The sequence below is a fragment of the Streptomyces sp. NPDC007945 genome (assembly GCF_042958885.1).
Taxonomy (GTDB): domain Bacteria; phylum Actinomycetota; class Actinomycetes; order Streptomycetales; family Streptomycetaceae; genus Streptomyces.
The window spans coordinates 40,310-56,237 of record NZ_JBIBJV010000002.1; the positions used below are offsets into that span (position 1 = coordinate 40,310).

At 74.4% G+C, this 15,928-nt stretch carries 12 protein-coding genes; 1 reads left to right on the forward strand and 11 read right to left on the reverse strand.

Annotated elements, in window-relative coordinates; genetic code table 11:
• Positions 1–50: 50 nt before the first annotated feature.
• The gene (locus ACFZCF_RS05510) at positions 51–1,031 is read right to left on the reverse strand and encodes a hypothetical protein (protein WP_388435590.1); all 981 of its coding nucleotides are present in this window, start codon (positions 1,029–1,031) and stop codon (positions 51–53) included.
• 106 nt (positions 1,032–1,137) lie between these two features.
• A complete protein-coding gene (locus ACFZCF_RS05515; protein ID WP_391284852.1) occupies positions 1,138–2,586 on the reverse strand; it encodes a 3-oxoacyl-[acyl-carrier-protein] synthase III C-terminal domain-containing protein in 1,449 nt (482 codons plus the stop codon).
• A 73-nt stretch (positions 2,587–2,659) separates the two neighbouring features.
• Here ACFZCF_RS05515 and ACFZCF_RS05520 point away from each other — a divergent pair, with 73 nt between their 5' ends.
• A complete protein-coding gene (locus ACFZCF_RS05520; RefSeq protein WP_391284854.1) occupies positions 2,660–3,829 on the forward strand; it encodes a cytochrome P450 in 1,170 nt (389 codons plus the stop codon).
• 18 nt (positions 3,830–3,847) lie between these two features.
• Here ACFZCF_RS05520 and ACFZCF_RS05525 read toward each other — a convergent pair whose 3' ends face one another.
• The 9 genes from ACFZCF_RS05525 to rimP form a co-directional block, all read right to left on the reverse strand.
• On the reverse strand, positions 3,848–4,807 hold the full coding sequence (locus tag ACFZCF_RS05525; protein ID WP_391284856.1) for a bifunctional riboflavin kinase/FAD synthetase: 960 nt from the start codon (positions 4,805–4,807) through the stop codon (positions 3,848–3,850).
• 40 nt (positions 4,808–4,847) lie between these two features.
• Positions 4,848–8,501, reverse strand: a complete 3,654-nt coding sequence (locus tag ACFZCF_RS05530) for a trypsin-like peptidase domain-containing protein (RefSeq protein ID WP_391284858.1) — start codon at positions 8,499–8,501, stop codon at positions 4,848–4,850.
• 506 nt (positions 8,502–9,007) lie between these two features.
• Entirely contained in the window at positions 9,008–9,907 is a 900-nt protein-coding gene (gene truB, locus ACFZCF_RS05535; RefSeq protein WP_388435605.1) for a tRNA pseudouridine(55) synthase TruB, read from the reverse strand.
• The gene (gene rbfA / locus ACFZCF_RS05540) at positions 9,904–10,344 is read right to left on the reverse strand and encodes a 30S ribosome-binding factor RbfA (RefSeq protein WP_388435609.1); all 441 of its coding nucleotides are present in this window, start codon (positions 10,342–10,344) and stop codon (positions 9,904–9,906) included. Before rbfA ends, truB begins: the two co-directional genes overlap by 4 nt.
• A gap of 29 nt (positions 10,345–10,373) precedes the next feature.
• A complete protein-coding gene (locus ACFZCF_RS05545) occupies positions 10,374–10,667 on the reverse strand; it encodes a DUF503 domain-containing protein (protein ID WP_031008504.1) in 294 nt (97 codons plus the stop codon).
• 138 nt (positions 10,668–10,805) lie between these two features.
• The gene (gene infB, locus ACFZCF_RS05550; protein ID WP_391284861.1) at positions 10,806–13,886 is read right to left on the reverse strand and encodes a translation initiation factor IF-2; all 3,081 of its coding nucleotides are present in this window, start codon (positions 13,884–13,886) and stop codon (positions 10,806–10,808) included.
• A 150-nt stretch (positions 13,887–14,036) separates the two neighbouring features.
• Positions 14,037–14,327 (reverse strand): YlxR family protein, encoded by a 291-nt coding sequence (locus tag ACFZCF_RS05555; protein ID WP_388435617.1) that lies wholly within the window; start codon positions 14,325–14,327, stop codon positions 14,037–14,039.
• Positions 14,328–14,421: 94 nt separating this feature from the next.
• A complete protein-coding gene (nusA, locus tag ACFZCF_RS05560; protein WP_388435620.1) occupies positions 14,422–15,417 on the reverse strand; it encodes a transcription termination factor NusA in 996 nt (331 codons plus the stop codon).
• Between the two features lie 2 nt (positions 15,418–15,419).
• A complete protein-coding gene (gene rimP, locus ACFZCF_RS05565) occupies positions 15,420–15,917 on the reverse strand; it encodes a ribosome maturation factor RimP (RefSeq protein WP_391284863.1) in 498 nt (165 codons plus the stop codon).
• Positions 15,918–15,928 lie beyond the last annotated feature (11 nt).

Sequence of the window (15,928 nt, forward strand, 5' to 3'; positions counted from 1 at the left end):
CGGCGACCCTGGGGGGCGGCGGGTCGCCGGGCGGTGGTGCGGGGGCGGGCTCAGCCGGCCGGCGGGGCTCCCACGGGGGCCGTGTCCCGGCCGTCGGCCTGAGCCGCCTGCTCGGCGTCCGCCGGGGCGGCCTGCCCGGCGCCCTCGGGGGCGGCGGGCTGCGCGGGCTTCGCGCCGGACGGGGCCTGCGGCTTCGCGCCCGACGGGTGGTCGGCCTTCGGCAGCACCTCGCAGGCGCTGATGGAGGTCCGCGTCGAGACGGACTTCACCGTGCAGGTGTCCCTCCCGACGCCCGCGTCGAGCATGCCCCAGTGCGGGCCGACGGTGAGGATCGCGCCGCCGGGACCGCTGATCCTGTCGTCGCCGGGTCCCGCCTGGATGAGGCCGCCCGACTCGGGGCCGAGGCCGGCGGCCTCGATGATGTCGGCCTCGCTGCCGCCGAGCACCCGTCCGGAGAAGTCGACGACCCCGACCTTGATGGTGTCGGCGCCGTCGTTGCCGGTGACGATCCCGCCGCCCCGGTTGAACTTGCCGGGCGCGCCGCTCACCGAACCGGTGGTGATCTTGTCGTCGCCGTCGTCGCCGTGCACGACGGCCCCGTGCTCGGCGCCCTCGCCGACGACCGTGGCCACCTTGATGACGTCGTTGCCGCGGTTGCCGCGGACCATGCTGGAGGCGTTCTGCGGCACGAGGTGCTTGGCGCGGATGACGTCGTCGCCGTCGCCGCCCATCACGGCCGAGTCGATGACCAGTCCGCGCACCTCGATCATGTCGTTGCCGTCGCCGCCCCAGACGGTGACGTTCTCCAGGTCGCTGTCGCAGAAGATGTGGTCGTCGTTCGGGGTGCCGTTGACGATGTCGCCGGGTGGCGCGGAGACGCCGTTGACCCAGCACTGGTGCATCGGCACCCGGGCTCCGCCGGGGGCGGCGGCCTGGGCGGGCGCGGCGGTGAACGAGGCGGCGGTGCCGGCGAGGAGTGCGGCGAGCGCGGCGGACGCGCGGAGGCGGCGGGACGGCGGGGTGGCGGACATGCGGTACTCCTTGGCGGGTGTGGGAGGTTGCTCCGCCCGATCCGGTCCGGGCCGGATCGGGCGGGGGTGGGGGTGGGGGGAGGAGCGGGGAGCGACGTGCCGGGTGTCAGGCCCGGCTGCGGGCGTGCTGGAAGCGGGGCGAGTAGCCGACGATCCGGCGGGCGGCCAGCGGCGGTTCGGCAGGCTGGGCGGCGGCGGTCCAGCGCCCGAGGCACATCTCGGCGGTGATGCCGGGGCCGAAGCCGGCGAGGATGCCGCGGGCGCCCTCCGGCTGCCCGCCCTCCTCGAAGAGCCGCCGGACCGCGTCGAGGACCACGGCGCTGGCGATGTTGCCGTACTCGGTGAGGGTCGCCCGGCTGAACCGGAAGGCGTCCGGCGGGACTTCGAGGAAGAGGCTGAGGTCGTCGAGGATCCTCGGCCCGCCCGCGTGGATGATGTAGAAGTCGAGGTTGCCCGCGTCCCAGCCGTGCGCGCCGGCGATCTCGCGGAGCGCGGGGGCGAGCGGCTCCATCGTCGTGGGCACCCGCTTGTCGAGCAGGAAGTGGAAGCCGGTCTCGCGGACGCTGTAGGCGATCCAGTCCTCGGTGTCGGGCACCAGGTGGGAGTCGTTGCGCTCCAGGGCGATGCCGGAGCCGCCCCGGCCGCGCACGACGGCGGCGGCGACGGCGTCGCCGAAGAGGCCGTTGGAGAGCAGCGAGCCGACGCCGAGGTCGGTCGGCTGGTAGCAGAGCGAGCAGAACTCGCAGGCCACGATGAGGACGTTGGCGTCCGGGTACGCGGTGCAGAAGTCGTGCGCCCGGTTGATCGCGGCTCCGCCGGCGGCGCAGCCGAGCTGGGCGATGGGCATCTGCCGGGTGTGGCTGGGGAAGCCCATGGTGTTGATCATCCACGCGGTGAGCGAGGGCATCATGAAGCCCGTGCAGGACACGTAGACGATCATGTCGATGTCCGCCGGGCGGAGGCCCGCGTTGCCGAGCGCCTCCTCGACGACGGCGGGCACCCTCGCCTTGGCCTCGGCCTCGTACAGCTCGTTGCGTTCCTGGAAGCCGGGATGCTCCAGGGTCCGTTCGATGGGCTGCACGATGTGCCGCTTGGCGACCCCGGTGTTGCCGATCAGGCGCAGCGCCAGGGGGAGTTGGGGATGGTCGGCGTGGCGCGCACGGGCGAGGTCGAGGGTCTCCTCCATCGTGATCACGTGCTCCGGCACGGCCACCGCGGGTTTGCACAAGGTCACCACGGCACTCGCTCCTTCTTGTCGATCGGGCGAACTGCGGCCCACACTCGCCCCGCGTTCCCGAGCCCGCAACCGCGACGCATCCGACCGGTCACGGAGGGTGAGCGGCGGGCTCGGCCGTACGGGGGGCTGTGCGGCCTTCGGCGTGTCGCGTCCGTCCGCCACCGGGAAGAGGCACCGCATGACCTCCGAACCCCTGACGTCGCAGCCGCCGGCGTCCGAACCGCCACCGCCCGGGCGCCCCGCGCCCCGGCCGTCGCCGTCCGCCCCCTCGTCCGCCGCTCCTCGGACGGCCGCCCCTCCGCCGTCCGGGGCTCCCATCACCGGACCGGCCGCGCCCGGGGCCGCCCCGGCCGGCTGCCCCGCCGCCGCCCGGCCGGCCCGCGTGTGGGCCGTGGAGGACCTGCCCGCCCTGGACTTCGACCCGCTCCTGGCCGAGCTGCTCGCCGAGGAACCCGTCTCCCGGATCAGCCTGCCGTTCGCCGCGGAGAACGAGGCCTGGCTCGTCACCCGGTACGCCGACGTGCGGGCCGTGACCTCCGACCCGCGGTTCAGCCGGACGGCGCTGCTCGACCGCCAGGTCACCAAGATGACCGGCCACATGGTGGCGTCGAAGGCGGCCCTCAACTACGCCGATCCGCCGCACCACACCCGGCTGCGCAAGGCGGTGACCAAGACGTTCACGGGCCGCGGCGTCCAGCGGCTGCGGCCCCTCGCCCAGGCGGCCTGCGACCGCCTCCTGGACGCCATGGAGGCGGCGGGCCGGCCGGCCGACCTGATGGCCCATCTGCACGGGCCGCTGCCGATGGCGGTCGTCTGCGACCTGCTGGGCATCCCTGAGGAAGACCGGGCCGAGCTGGCGTCCTGGCCGGACCTGATCCTCTCCTCGGGGCCCGGCCCGGAGAGCAGCCGCGCCGCCAAGGCGCAGATCCACGGCTACGTCACCCGGCTGCTCGACCACCGGATGGCGGAGCCCCGGGAGGACCTGGCGGGTGAGCTGGCCGAGGCGCTCGCGGAGGGCCGGATCGGCGCCGACGAGGCCGTGTCGCTCGCGATGGCGGTGCTGATCAGCGGCGCCCACGCGGTCCGCAACAACAGCGCCAACATGGTCTACGTGCTGCTCAGCCGTCCGGAGCTGCTGGCCCGGCTGCGGGCGGAGCCGGAGCTGCTGCCGCAGGCCGTGGACGAGCTGCTGCGGTGGATCCCGCACCGCAACGGCGTGGGGCTGCCGCGGATCGCGACGGAGGACGTCGAGGTCGGCGGGGTGCTGATCCGGGCGGGCGAGGCGGTGTACGCCTCCTACCTGACGGCCAATCGGGACCCGGAGGTCTTCCCCGACCCGGACGTCCTCGACTTCGACCGCGCGGGCACCGGTCACCTCTCCTTCGGGCACGGGCCGCACCACTGCATGGGCGCGATGCTGACCCGGATGGAGTCCGAGGTGATGCTCTCCACCCTGCTCGCCCGCTACCCGGAGCTGCGGCTCGCGGGCCCGCCCGAGTCGGTGCCGTTCCAGTCCAAGGGCCTGATCCGCGGTCCGAGGGAGCTGTACGTCACCTGGTGACGGCCCCCGGCGGGGGGGTCAGTGCGCCGCGGCGTCGTACTCGGCCGTCAGGGTGCGGCACGTGGCGACGTCCCCGGCCATGGCTACGAGCAGGTCGTCGAGGGTGTCGAACTTGAGCATGCCGCGCACGTAGGCGAGGAAGTCGACGGTGACGTGCAGGCCGTACAGGTCGAGGCCCTCGCGGTCGATCGCGTACGCCTCCACCGTCCGCTCCTTGCCGTCGAACTGCGGGTTGGTGCCGACGGAGATGGCCGCCGGCATCCGCTCGCCGTCCGCGGTCAGCCAGCCGGCGTAGACGCCGTCGGCGGGGATCGCGGTGTGCGGCAGGGTCTCCACGTTGGCCGTCGGGAAGCCCAGTTCGCGGCCGCGCTGGGCGCCGCGCACGACGACGCCCTCGACGCGGTGCGGCCGGCCGAGGATCTCGGCGGCGCCGGTCACGTCGCCCTCGGCGACGAGCCGCCGGGTGAGGGTGGAGGAGAAGGGCTGTCCGCCGCCGGCGGAGCCGCTCACGTACAGGTCGATCACCTCGACCTCGTAGTCGTAGGTGGCGCCCAGTTCGGTGAGGTACTCCACGGTGCCCGCGGCGCGGTGGCCGAAGCGGAAGTTGGGGCCTTCGACGACGGCCCGGGCGTGCAGCTTGTCGACGAGCACCTTGACGATGAAGTCGGCCGGCGACAGCTGCGAGAACTCGGCCGTGAACGGCAGCACGAGGACGGCGTCCACGCCCAGTCCGGCCATCAGCTCGGCGCGCCGGTGGTGCGGGGCGAGCAGCGGCGGGTGGCTGCCGGGGCGCACCACCTCGGAGGGGTGCGGGTCGAAGGTGACGACGACGGCGGGGACGCCGAGCTCGCGGGCGCGCTCCACGGCCCGCCCGATGATCAGCTGGTGCCCTCGGTGCACACCGTCGTAGGAGCCGATGGTGACGACGCTGCGCCCCCAGTCCTGGGGGATGTCCTCCAAGCCACGCCAGCGCTGCACTGTGACCGCTCCTCGTCCGCCTGTTCGCCCTGTACGCCCATTACGCAGGTCTAAGACTGCCATGCCCACGCCCGTCGGTCCGCATCGGCATGGAAGTGCCGGGTGTTCGGGGTGCCGGCAGGGTGTGCGCGAGCAGGGCGGCGAAGGCCGGACGGTCGGTGGCGAGCGCGGCGAGGAGCCGGTTGCGGTGGGCCGCGCCGTCCGGGTGGCGGGCGTGGAGGGCGGCGGTCCTGGCGAGCAGCGCGCGGTTGCGCGGGAGCGAACGGCGGGCGGCGCCCTCGGCGGTGGCGGTCAGCAGCGCGTCCGCCACGGCGAGGTCGCCGGACCCGGTCGCGTACGTCTCGTGGTCGAGGAGGACGTCGAGGAGTTCGGCCCGCAGATGGCGGGAGGCGCCCGTGCCGGGGGCGGCGAGCACGGGGGCGAGGGCGCGCCGGACGTCGGCGGACGGGCCGTGGACGAGTCCGACGACCAGCGGGAAGAGCACGGCCCGCGCGGTGGGCCCCTCCTCGAACCGCAGGTCGACGTAGCCGGCGACGTGGGCGGCGCCCTCGGGGTGGCGGTGCGCGTACTCCCGGACGAGGCCGGCGATCCGCCGGGTGAGGGCGGGCGCGTCGACGGCGGCGAGGGCCCGCAGCGCGCCGCCGGGGTCCCGCCCCTGGTCGAGGCGGTCCCGGAAGGCGTCGAGCACGGCCCCCGGGTGCTCGGGCAGCGCCCCGACGAGCGCGTCGGCGGGCACCCGGGGGTCGGCGAGGGCGCGCGCGAGGTGGTCGCCGCGGGCGTCGGGGTCCCGGACGAGGATGCCGAGGGCGGCCCCGTGCAGCGCCCGGTCGGCGGCGCGGTCGAGCAGCGCGCGCGCCGCGTACCGCAGCAGCTCCCGTGCCTGCCCGTCCTGGCGGCGTGCGGCGAGCAGGGTGCCGTGGAGGGCGGCGGCGATCCGCCGCTCCGGCCGGCCGTCGTCGTGCGCCCACCGGTCCACGGCGCGGCAGAGCGCGGCCGGTTCGTCGTCGACGAGCGCCGTGAGCAGCCCTTCGGCGAGCGGGTGCGCGGTGGCGACGAGCGCCTCGCAGAGGTCGTCGGCGGCGAGCCCGCGGTGGGCGTGGAGCAGTTCCTGCGCGACGGTGCCCACGGTGACGTACGGCCGCCCCGGCAGGCCCCGGCCGTCGGTGAACCAGCGGCAGAGCAGGGGCTGGACCTCCCGGGTGCGGGCGACGAGCAGCTCCTCGACGAGGGCGAGACAGCCCGCCGGGTCGGCGGTGACGGTCCGGCGCAGCAGGTCGAGCCGTTCGTCCTCGCCGACGGCGAGCCGCCCCCACCAGTCGGGCCCGAGGCCGTCGAAGGCGTCCGCGCGGCGGGCGCCCTCCCCCACCCGGTCGGCGAGCCGGCGCAGCACGGGCAGGTACGGCCGCGGGTCGCCGACGCGGTCGAGGGCCCGGGCGAGCAGCGTGCGCCCCCACCAGACGGCCTCCTCCGGCGTCTCCTCCGCGCATCCGGCGAGGGCGCCGACGAGCCGATCGAGGCGGGGCGCCAGCGCGGCGGGCCCGCCCTCGCGGTGCACGAGCAGCAGCGCCTGGAGGACGATCCCGACCCGGTGCCGAGGCACCACGGCCCGCTCGCCGCCGACCCGGGCCCCGACGTCGTCCCCGCCTTCGGTGCCGGGCCGGGGGCTGGTTCCGTCCCCAGCCTCGGCCCCGGCTCCGGTCCGGGCTCCGGACGCGGCTCCGGTCCGGGCTCCGGACGCGGCCTCGGTCCCGGCTCCGCCCCCGGCATCGTCCCCGGCCCGCGTCCCGGCCTCGATCCCGGCCCGCGTCCCGGCCTCGATCCCGGCCCGCGGCGCGGCCTCGGTCCCGGCTCCGCCCCCGGCATCGTCCCCGGCCCACGTCCCGGCACCTGTCCCGGCGTCGTCCCCGGCCCGCTCGCCGGGGTCCGTCGCGGGGTCCGTCGCGGGGTGCGTCTCGCGGGGGTCGGGGACCAGGGTGTCGAGGGCCGTGTCGAGGTCGAGGTGGGCGGCCTGGAGCCAGTCGGCGAGCTCCTCGTGGGCGAAGCGGTAGCCGGGGCCGGCGGGGACGAGGAGGCCCTCGGTGAGGACGGCGGGGGCCCAGCCGTCGCGCCAGGGGAAGAGCTCCTCGAAGGAGGCGCGGTCGAGGAGGCCGTGGCCGGGGCCGAGGCAGCGCCGGGCGGCCTCGTGGACCTGGCCGGTGACGCGCGCGGCGAGCCGGCGGACGGCGCGGCCGCCGGGCCGGGGGCTGGTCCCGGCGGCGATCCTGACCGCGATCCGCAGGCACTGCAGGTCCAGATGGGCGGTGAAGATCTCGGCCCGCCCGGGCCGGCCCGGCACGTCGCCGGGGAGCGCGGCCCGCACCTCGGCGAGCAGCCGCAGGGCGAGCGGGTGCCGGGCGTCCGCCTCCGCCAGGTCCTCGTCCCCGATGCCGTACCCCTGGCGTACGGCGGTGGCCTCGTCCTCCGTGAGGTCGCCGAGCCGGAGCACGGCAGGCGCCGCGCTCCACAGCGGTGCGGCCTGCTCGGCGTACTCGGGGCGGCAGGCGAGGGCGAGCCGGACGCCGTGGGCGCGCAGCCAGCGCTCGGTGGCGGCGGTCCAGCCGGCGAGCCGGTGGGCGAGGGACGGCGGCATCTCCTCGGGCCCGTCGAGGACGACGAGGAGGGGCCGGCCGGCCTCCCGGGCGAGGAGGGCGGCCCGGTCGGCGGGGACGGGGTCGCCTGCGTCCCCCGAGGCGGCGGCGATCCGCGCGGCCCGCTCCAGCACCCGCCCGACGGCGTCGGCGAGCGAGCCGTCGTCCTCCCGCAGGTCGGCGCCGCGCAGCCGCACGGTCGGCGCGGGCGCGACACCCCGGGTCCGCGCCGCGCAGGCCGCTCCGAGGAGGGTGGTGCGCCCGCACCCGGGCTCGCCGACGACGGTGAGCACGGGGGCGCCGCCGGAGGGGGCCGCGCCGCGGGCGAAGCCGGTGACGGTGCGCAGCGCGGTGGGGCGGGCGACCGGGGCGGGCCAGGGGGCGGGCTCCGCGGGCGCGAGCGCCGTGGGGGCGGTGAGTTCCAGGAGGGCGGCGAGGTTCAGGTCGGGGCCGTGGGCGGGGATCGTGGCGGAGTTGCGGCGCACCAGCGCGCCGAGGGGCCCGTCGGGGCGGATCGGGACGGCGTGCCCAGCGGCGCGCGGGTCGCCCTGGAGGGCGGTGCCGAGGACGCCGAGGACGGTGCCGGTGGCGCTGTCGACGACGGGGCCGCCCGCGGCCGGGCCGCCGAGCCGCAGCGCCTCCGCGCCCTCGGTGCCGATGGCGAGTTCGAGGGCGTCGGTCAGGACGTGCCAGCGGTCGGTGGCGGTGTACGTGACGGCGGCGGGGCCGAGGACGCGGGCCTCCCGCCAGCCGTGCGCGGCGATCCTGACATACGTGCCGGGTTCGACGGCCGCGCGGGTGGCGAGGGGCAGCGGGGGGACGCCTAGGCCGTCGGTGCGGATCAGGGCCAGTCCCTGCTCGGGGAAGGGCGTGATCGCGTCGGCCTCGGCGAGCCGGATCCGCTCCCCCGGCGCGTGCAGCACGACGCGCGCCAGCCCGTCGACGGCTTCGTGACTGGTCACGAGGGTGCCCTCGTGGTCGGCGAGGAATCCGGTGCCGCGCGGCCGGCCCGCCAGATCGCAGATGCGTACCAGCCCAACCGGCTCCGCCAGGTCCCCGCGTCCCATGAGGGGGAGGGTAGGTCGGCGAGGGCCTCCGCAGGGGGCCGCGCGGCCAAGGCGCCCCCTCGCACTCCCCCGGTTCACTCCAAGCGCCTCCCCGATGGGGTGAAGAAACACGAAAGCGCGGGCGCGTCGCAGACGCGAGAGGGTGGGCCCGCCGCGCCGCGAGCGGGAGGGGGCGGGGCGCGCTGCGGACACGCGAGAGGGCGGGCGTGCGGGCCGCGCCGACAGGGCGGGCGTGCGGGCCGCGCCCGCGAGCGGGAGGGGGCGGGCGTGCGGACCGCGCCGCGAACGGGAGGGGGAGCAGGCGCGCTGCGGACACGCGCCGCGGGCGGGGCGGAGACGCGCGGGAGGGTGGGCGTGCGGCCGCGCCGCGGAAGGGGCTCGTCCGCCGACCCGGACGTCAACGGGCGCGTCCGCCGACCCGGACGCGAAAAAGGCGCACCCGGGTCGGGAGAACCCGAAGGGGCGGGTGCGCCGCGCGCACCCGCCCCTTCGTCGTGCCGGCTCCGTCAGCCGAAGACGGCCAGGCTCTTCGCCTTGCCCCGGTGGTCCTCCACCAGGGCGAGCAGCTTCCCGTCCGGTCCGTAGACCGCCACGGCGCCCTTGGGGTAGGCGGGCATCTCCAGGCGGACCCCGTTGAGCAGCAGCCGGGCCCGCTTCTCGTCGACGTCCCAGCGCGGGAAGGCCGCCGCCGCGGCCTCGGCGACCGGCATCACGGTCAGCTCCTCCTGGAGCTGGTCGAGGGTGCGGGCGCCGTCCAGCTTGTACGGGCCGACCCGGGTGCGCCGCAGCGCGGTGAGGTGACCGCCGACGCCGAGCCCGGCGCCGAGGTCCCGGGCCAGCGCCCGGATGTACGTACCGGAGGAGCAGACCACGGAGACGACGAGGTCGACGACCGGGGTGCCGTCCTCGGCGGTCTCCTGGCGGACGTCGTACACCCGGAAGGAGGAGACGGTCACCGGACGGGCCGGGATCTCGAACTCCTCGCCGCCGCGCACGCGCGCGTAGGACCGCTTTCCGTCGATCTTGATCGCGGAGACCTTCGACGGCACCTGCATGATGTCGCCGGTCAGCTCCGCGACGCCCGCGTCGATCTGCTCGCGGGTGACCTTCGACGCGTCGACCGACGCCGTGATCTCGCCCTCGGCGTCGTCGGTGATCGTGGTCTGGCCCAGGCGGATGGTGCCCAGGTACTCCTTCTCGGTCAGCGCGAGGTGACCGAGCAGCTTGGTGGCCCGCTCCACGCCGAGGACGAGGACGCCCGTGGCCATGGGGTCGAGCGTGCCGGCGTGGCCGACGCGGCGGGTCTTGGCGATCCCGCGCATCTTGGCCACGACGTCGTGCGAAGTGAAGCCCGACGGCTTGTCGACGATGACGAGGCCGTCGGGCGTGGGGGTCGTGTCGCTCATTCGGCGGTGTCGTCCTCGCCCGGCTTCTTGTACGGGTCGGCGTCGCCCGCGAAGGCGGCGCCCGAGGACGCCTCCCGCACCTGGGCGTCGGAGGTCCGCGCCTTGTCGAGGAGGTCCTCGATGGTCCGGGCGTTCTCCGGGAGGGCGTCGGCCACGAAGGCCAGGGTGGGGGTGAACTTGGTCCCCGCCGCCCGGCCCACGGCCGAACGGAGGATGCCCTTGGCGCTCTCCAGGCCGGCCGCGGCGCTCGCCCGGTCCTCGTCGTCGCCGTAGACCGTGTAGAAGACCGTGGCCTCCCGCAGGTCACCGGTGACGCGGGTGTCCGTGATGGTCACGTGCGTACCCAGGCGGGGGTCCTTGATCCCGCGCTGCAGCTTCTCGGCGACCACCTCCCGGATGAGGTCCGCCAGCTTCTTCGCCCGCGCGTTGTCGGCCACTGGTCCGTCTCCTTCTTTGCCTTGCTCATTCAGTCTTCATCAGTGTGGAGCCTTCGGCGCACCGACAGCAGCTCCACCTCGGGCCGGGCGGCCACCAGCCGCTCGCAGCGGTCCAGCACGCCGTTGAGGTGTCCGAGGTCCCCCGACACCATCGCGACGCCGATCTCGGCCCTCCGGTGGAGGTTCTGGCCGCTCACCTCCGCCACGCTCACCGAGAACTTCCGCTGGAGCTCGGCGACGATCGGCTTCACGAGGGAGCGTTTCTCCTTGAGCGAGTGGACGTCGCCGAGGAGCAGGTCGAAGGACAGAGTCCCCACATACATGTGTGTCCGGATGTCCCGCCGGTTCGGGGTCAGTGGCCCCGCCCACCGCTGGACGGGAACACCGAAACCGTACACGGAACGGCCGGGGCCGATCGACGGAATAACCTCCGCCGACCGGCCCCGGCACTTCACCGCGTGTTACGCGCGCGGCTTCTCGCGCATCTCGTACGTCGCGATGACGTCGTCGACCTTGATGTCGTTGAAGTTTCCGAGGTTGATACCACCCTCGAAGCCCTCGCGGATCTCGGTGACGTCGTCCTTGAAGCGACGCAGACCCTCGATGTTGAGGTTCTCGGCGATAACCTTGCCGTCGCGGATGAGGCGCGCCTTGGTGTTGCGCTTGACCTCGCCGGAGCGGATGAGGACACCGGCGATGTTGCCGAGCTTGGAGGAGCGGAAGACCTCGCGGATCTCCGCGGTGCCGAGCTCGACCTCCTCGTACTCCGGCTTGAGCAGACCCTTGAGGGCCGCCTCGATCTCCTCGATCGCCTGGTAGATGACCGAGTAGTACCGGACGTCCACGCCTTCGCGCTCGGCCATCTGCTGCGCACGCCCGGCGGCGCGCACGTTGAAGCCGATCACGATGGCGTCGGAGCCCATCGCCAGGTCGATGTCCGACTCGGTGACGGCACCCACGCCGCGGTGCAGGACGCGGATGTCGACCTCCTCGCCGACGTCCAGCTGGAGCAGGGAGGACTCGAGGGCCTCGACGGAACCAGAGGCGTCACCCTTGATGATCAGGTTCAGCTGCTGGATCTCGCCGGCCTTGAGCACCTTGTCCAGGTCCTCGAGCGAGACGCGGCGGACGCGCTTGGCGAAGGCCGCGTTGCGCTCGCGGGCGGCACGCTTCTCGGCGATCTGGCGGGCGGTGCGGTCCTCGTCGACGACGAGGAAGTTGTCACCGGCACCCGGGACGTTGGTGAGACCCAGGACGAGGACGGGGGTCGACGGGGTCGCCTCCTCCACGTTGTTGCCCTTGTCGTCGAGCATGGCCCGGACGCGGCCGTACGCGTCGCCGGCGACGATGGTGTCGCCGATGCGCAGCGTTCCGCGCTGGACCAGGACCGTCGAGACGGCGCCGCGGCCGCGGTCGAGGTGGGACTCGATCGCGATGCCCTGCGCGTCCTGGTCCGGGTTGGCCCGGAGGTCGAGCGAGGCGTCGGCGGTGAGGACCACGGCCTCCAGCAGGGAGTCGATGTGCAGACCCTGCTTGGCGGAGATGTCGACGAACATGGTGTCGCCGCCGTACTCCTCGGCCACCAGACCGAACTCGGTCAGCTGACCGCGGACCTTGACCGGGTCCGCGCCCTCGACGTCGATCTTGTTGACCGCGACGACGATCGGGACGCCGGCGGCCTTGGCGTGGTTGAGCGCCTCGATCGTCTGCGGCATGACGCCGTCGTTGGCCGCGACCACGAGGATCGCGATGTCGGTCGACTTCGCACCACGGGCACGCATGGCGGTGAACGCCTCGTGACCCGGGGTGTCGATGAAGGTGATGCGACGCTCTTCGTCGTTGACCTGGGTGGAGACCTGGTAGGCACCGATGTGCTGGGTGATGCCACCGGCCTCGCCCGCGACGACGTTCGTCTTGCGGATCGCGTCGAGGAGTCGGGTCTTTCCGTGGTCGACGTGACCCATGACGGTCACGACCGGCGGACGGGAGACCAGGGCCTCTTCGCCACCCTCGTCCTCGCCGAACTCGATGTCGAAGGACTCGAGAAGCTCGCGGTCCTCCTCCTCCGGGCTGACGACCTGGACGACGTAGTTCATCTCCTCGGCCAGCATGACCAGCGTGTCGTCGGAGACGGACTGCGTGGCCGTGACCATCTCGCCGAGGTTCATCATGACCGCGACGAGCGACGCCGGGTTGGCGCCGATCTTCTCCGCGAAGTCGGTGAGGGACGCACCGCGCGACAGGCGAATGGTCTCGCCGTTGCCGCGAGGCAGCATCACGCCGCCCACGGACGGGGCCTGCATGGCCTCGTACTCCTGGCGCCTCTGACGCTTCGACTTGCGACCGCGACGCGCGGGACCGCCGGGACGACCGAAGGCGCCCTGCGTGCCACCACGGCCACCCGGGCCGCCGGGACGGCCGCCGAAGCCGCCGGGACGACCGCCGAAGCCGCCGCCACCGCCGCCGGGACCACCCGGGCGACCGCCGCCGCCACCGGGACCGCCGGGACGGCCGGCGAAGCCGCCGCCACCGCCGCCGGGACCGGCCGGACGACCGGCGAAGCCGGGACGACCGCCGCCGCCACCGCCGGGACCGCCCGGACGACCGCCGGGGCCACCCGGGCCACGACCGCCGGGGCCGGGACGCGGGCCGGCAGCGGGACGCTGCGGCATCATGCCCGGGTTGGGACGGTTGCCACCGGGCGCGCCGCCCGGACGGGGAGCCTGCGGACGCGGCATGCCACCGGGGGTGGGACGCGCGCCGCCCGCGCCGGCGCCGCCGGGACGCGGAGCGCCGCCGGGACCGCCCTGCGGACGCGGGGCGCCCGGAACGGAACCGGGGCCGCCGGGACGCGGGGCACCGCCACCGGGGCGGGGCGTCTGCGGACGCGCCATGCCGGTGGAGCCGCCGGAGGTGAAGGGGTTGTTGCCCGGACGCGGGCCGGCCGGACGCGGGGCGCCCGGACGCGGGGCCTGCTGGCCGGGACGGGGGGCCTGCTGGCCCGGACGCGGCGCGGACTGGCCCGGACGGGCACCGGTCGGACGCTGGCCGGGGGCGGACCCACCGGGACGCTGACCACCCGCGGCCGGAGCCGCCGGAGGCGCGGTGAACTCCGGGTTGGTCGGAGCCGGGGAGGCGGGCGCCGGCTTGGCAGCCGGGGCCGGGGCCGGGGGCTTCGGACCCGGGGTCGGACGCGGGCCGGGGGCCGGCGTCGCGGACTTCTCGGCCGCCGCGGGCTTGGGCGCCGGGGTGGGCGCGCCAGGCTTCGGGGCGGCGGGACGTGCGGCGGCGGGCGCCGAAGGCGCCGGCGCGGCCGGCTTGGGGGCGGGCGCCGCCTTGCGGGGCGCTCCGGGCTTGGCAGCGGTCTTGCCGGCGGAACCGCCGGGACCCTGCAAAGCGTCAGTCAACTTGCGCACGACCGGCGCCTCGATCGTCGAGGACGCCGAACGGACGAATTCACCGAGTTCCTGGAGCTTGGCCATGACGACCTTGCTCTCTACACCGAACTCCTTGGCGAGTTCGTATACCCGGACCTTAGCCACATCGCTCCTTTATAGGTCCGGTTACCGCCGGACCGTCGCTACTTCATGGGCGTACTCATCGCGTACTCATCGAGTGCTCATCGCAATCTCGACCTACTTCCGACTCGCGAGGTACCTGACCGCACGGTGTATCCGTGCCGTACTTCCTGTTCACTGCGGTGCCGCCTGGGCGGCCTGCTCGATGTGTTCCCGCAGGACCGCCGTGTCGAGCGGTCCCGGGGCCTTGAAGCTCCTCGGGAACGCCCGTCGGCGGACCGCCAGGTCGAGACAGTGCAAGGCGGGGTGCACGTACGCACCCCGGCCGGGCAGCGTACCGCGATGATCGGGGACGCACTCGTCCTTATCCATCACGATCCGCAGCAGTTCGCTCTTGGCCGCTCGCTCCCGGCATCCCACACAGGTTCGCTCAGGGCACGCGCGGGCATGCGTCCGGCCAGACACGATTAAGTCTACCTCCCCGGGCCGACCTCACCCGTTTGGGGCAAAAATCGAACATCTGTTGGCCAAAAACGATCGAAGGCTTGCGGCGGGCCGCTCAGCCCTCCTCGCCCTGGACCTCGGTGTCCGGGCGGATGTCGATCCGCCAGCCGGTGAGGCGGGCGGCCAGGCGGGCGTTCTGCCCCTCCTTGCCGATGGCCAGGGAGAGCTGGTAGTCGGGGACCGTCACCCGGGCGGACCGGGCGGCGGCGTCGACGACCTCGACCTTGGAGACCCGGGCCGGGGAGAGGGCGTTCGCCACCATCTCGGCCGGGTCGTCCGACCAGTCGACGATGTCGATCTTCTCGCCCAGCAGCTCGGCCATCACGTTCCGCACCCGGCTGCCCATGGGGCCGATGCAGGCGCCCTTGGCGTTCAGACCCGAACGGGTGGAACGGACCGCGATCTTGGTGCGGTGACCCGCCTCACGCGCGATGGCGGAGATCTCGACGGAACCGTCGGCGATCTCCGGCACCTCCAGGGCGAAGAGCTTCTTCACCAGGTTGGGGTGGGTGCGGGAGAGCGTCACGGACGGACCGCGGACGCCCTTGGCGACCCGGACGACGTACGTGCGCAGCCGCAGGCCGTGGGTGTACTCCTCGCCCGGCACCTGCTCCTGCACCGGCAGGATGGCCTCCAGCTTGTCGTCCAGCTTGACGAGGACGTTCTTCGGGTCCTTGCCCTGCTGCACCACACCGGCGACGACATCGCCCTCACGGCGGGCGTACTCGCCGAAGGTGACGTCGTTCTCGGCGTCGCGCAGCCGCTGCTGGATGACCTGGCGGGCGGTGCTCGCCGCGATGCGGCCGAAGTCCGACGGGGTGTCGTCGAACTCCTTGGGCTCCTGCCCCTCCTCCAGGTCGGCCGGGTCCTCCTCGGCCCACACCGTCACGTGACCGGTGAGCCGGTCCAGCTCCACGCGCGCGTGGCGCCGGGCGGACGGCGTGCGGTGGTACGCGATGAGGAGGGCCGACTCGATCGCCTCGACCAGCATCTCGAAGGAGATTTCCTTCTCCTGTGCCAAGCCCTTCAGGAGCTTCACGTCGATGTCCACGGCTACGCCTCCTCTTCCTTCTTGTCCTTGCGGTTGAACTCGATCTCGACACGCGCCTTCGCGATCTCGGCGAACTCCACGCGGCGGGCGGTCGCCTTGCGGCCCTTCACGCCCGGGACCTCGGTGTCGATGCCGCCCTCGTCCACGGCCACGATGCGGGTGACCAGGTCCCCGCCCTCGGTGAGCTGGAGCTTCACGAGGCGACCGATGGCCCGGACGTAGTGGCGGTGCTCGGAGAGCGGACGGTCGGCACCCGGGGAGCTGACCTCCAGGACGTACTCGCCGTCGCCCATGGCGTCGGTCTCGTCCAGCTTGGCGGAGATGGCGCGGCTCAGTTCCGCGCAGGCGTCCAGCTCGACGCCCTCGTCCGAGTCGACGACGATCCTCAGCAGTCCTCGGCGGCCGGCCCGGGAGATCTCGATCTCCTCCAGATCCAGGTGCTCCGCGTGGACGAGCGGCTCAATGAGTCCGCGCAGCCTGTCGCTCTGGGTGGTGCTCATCCGGGTGACTC

What these genes read in the sequence shown, in the direction of transcription:
- ACFZCF_RS05510 (WP_388435590.1), bottom strand. Translation starts at nt 1,031, where the DNA reads ATGTCCGCCACCCCGCCGTCCCGCCGCCTCCGCGCGTCCGCCGCGCTC.
- ACFZCF_RS05515 (WP_391284852.1), bottom strand. Translation starts at nt 2,586, where the DNA reads ATGGGAGCCCCGGACGGCGGAGGGGCGGCCGTCCGAGGAGCGGCGGAC.
- ACFZCF_RS05530 (WP_391284858.1), bottom strand. Translation starts at nt 8,501, where the DNA reads ATGGGACGCGGGGACCTGGCGGAGCCGGTTGGGCTGGTACGCATCTGC.
- truB (WP_388435605.1), bottom strand. Translation starts at nt 9,907, where the DNA reads ATGAGCGACACGACCCCCACGCCCGACGGCCTCGTCATCGTCGACAAG.
- ACFZCF_RS05545 (WP_031008504.1), bottom strand. Translation starts at nt 10,667, where the DNA reads ATGTATGTGGGGACTCTGTCCTTCGACCTGCTCCTCGGCGACGTCCAC.
- rimP (WP_391284863.1), bottom strand. Translation starts at nt 15,917, where the DNA reads ATGAGCACCACCCAGAGCGACAGGCTGCGCGGACTCATTGAGCCGCTC.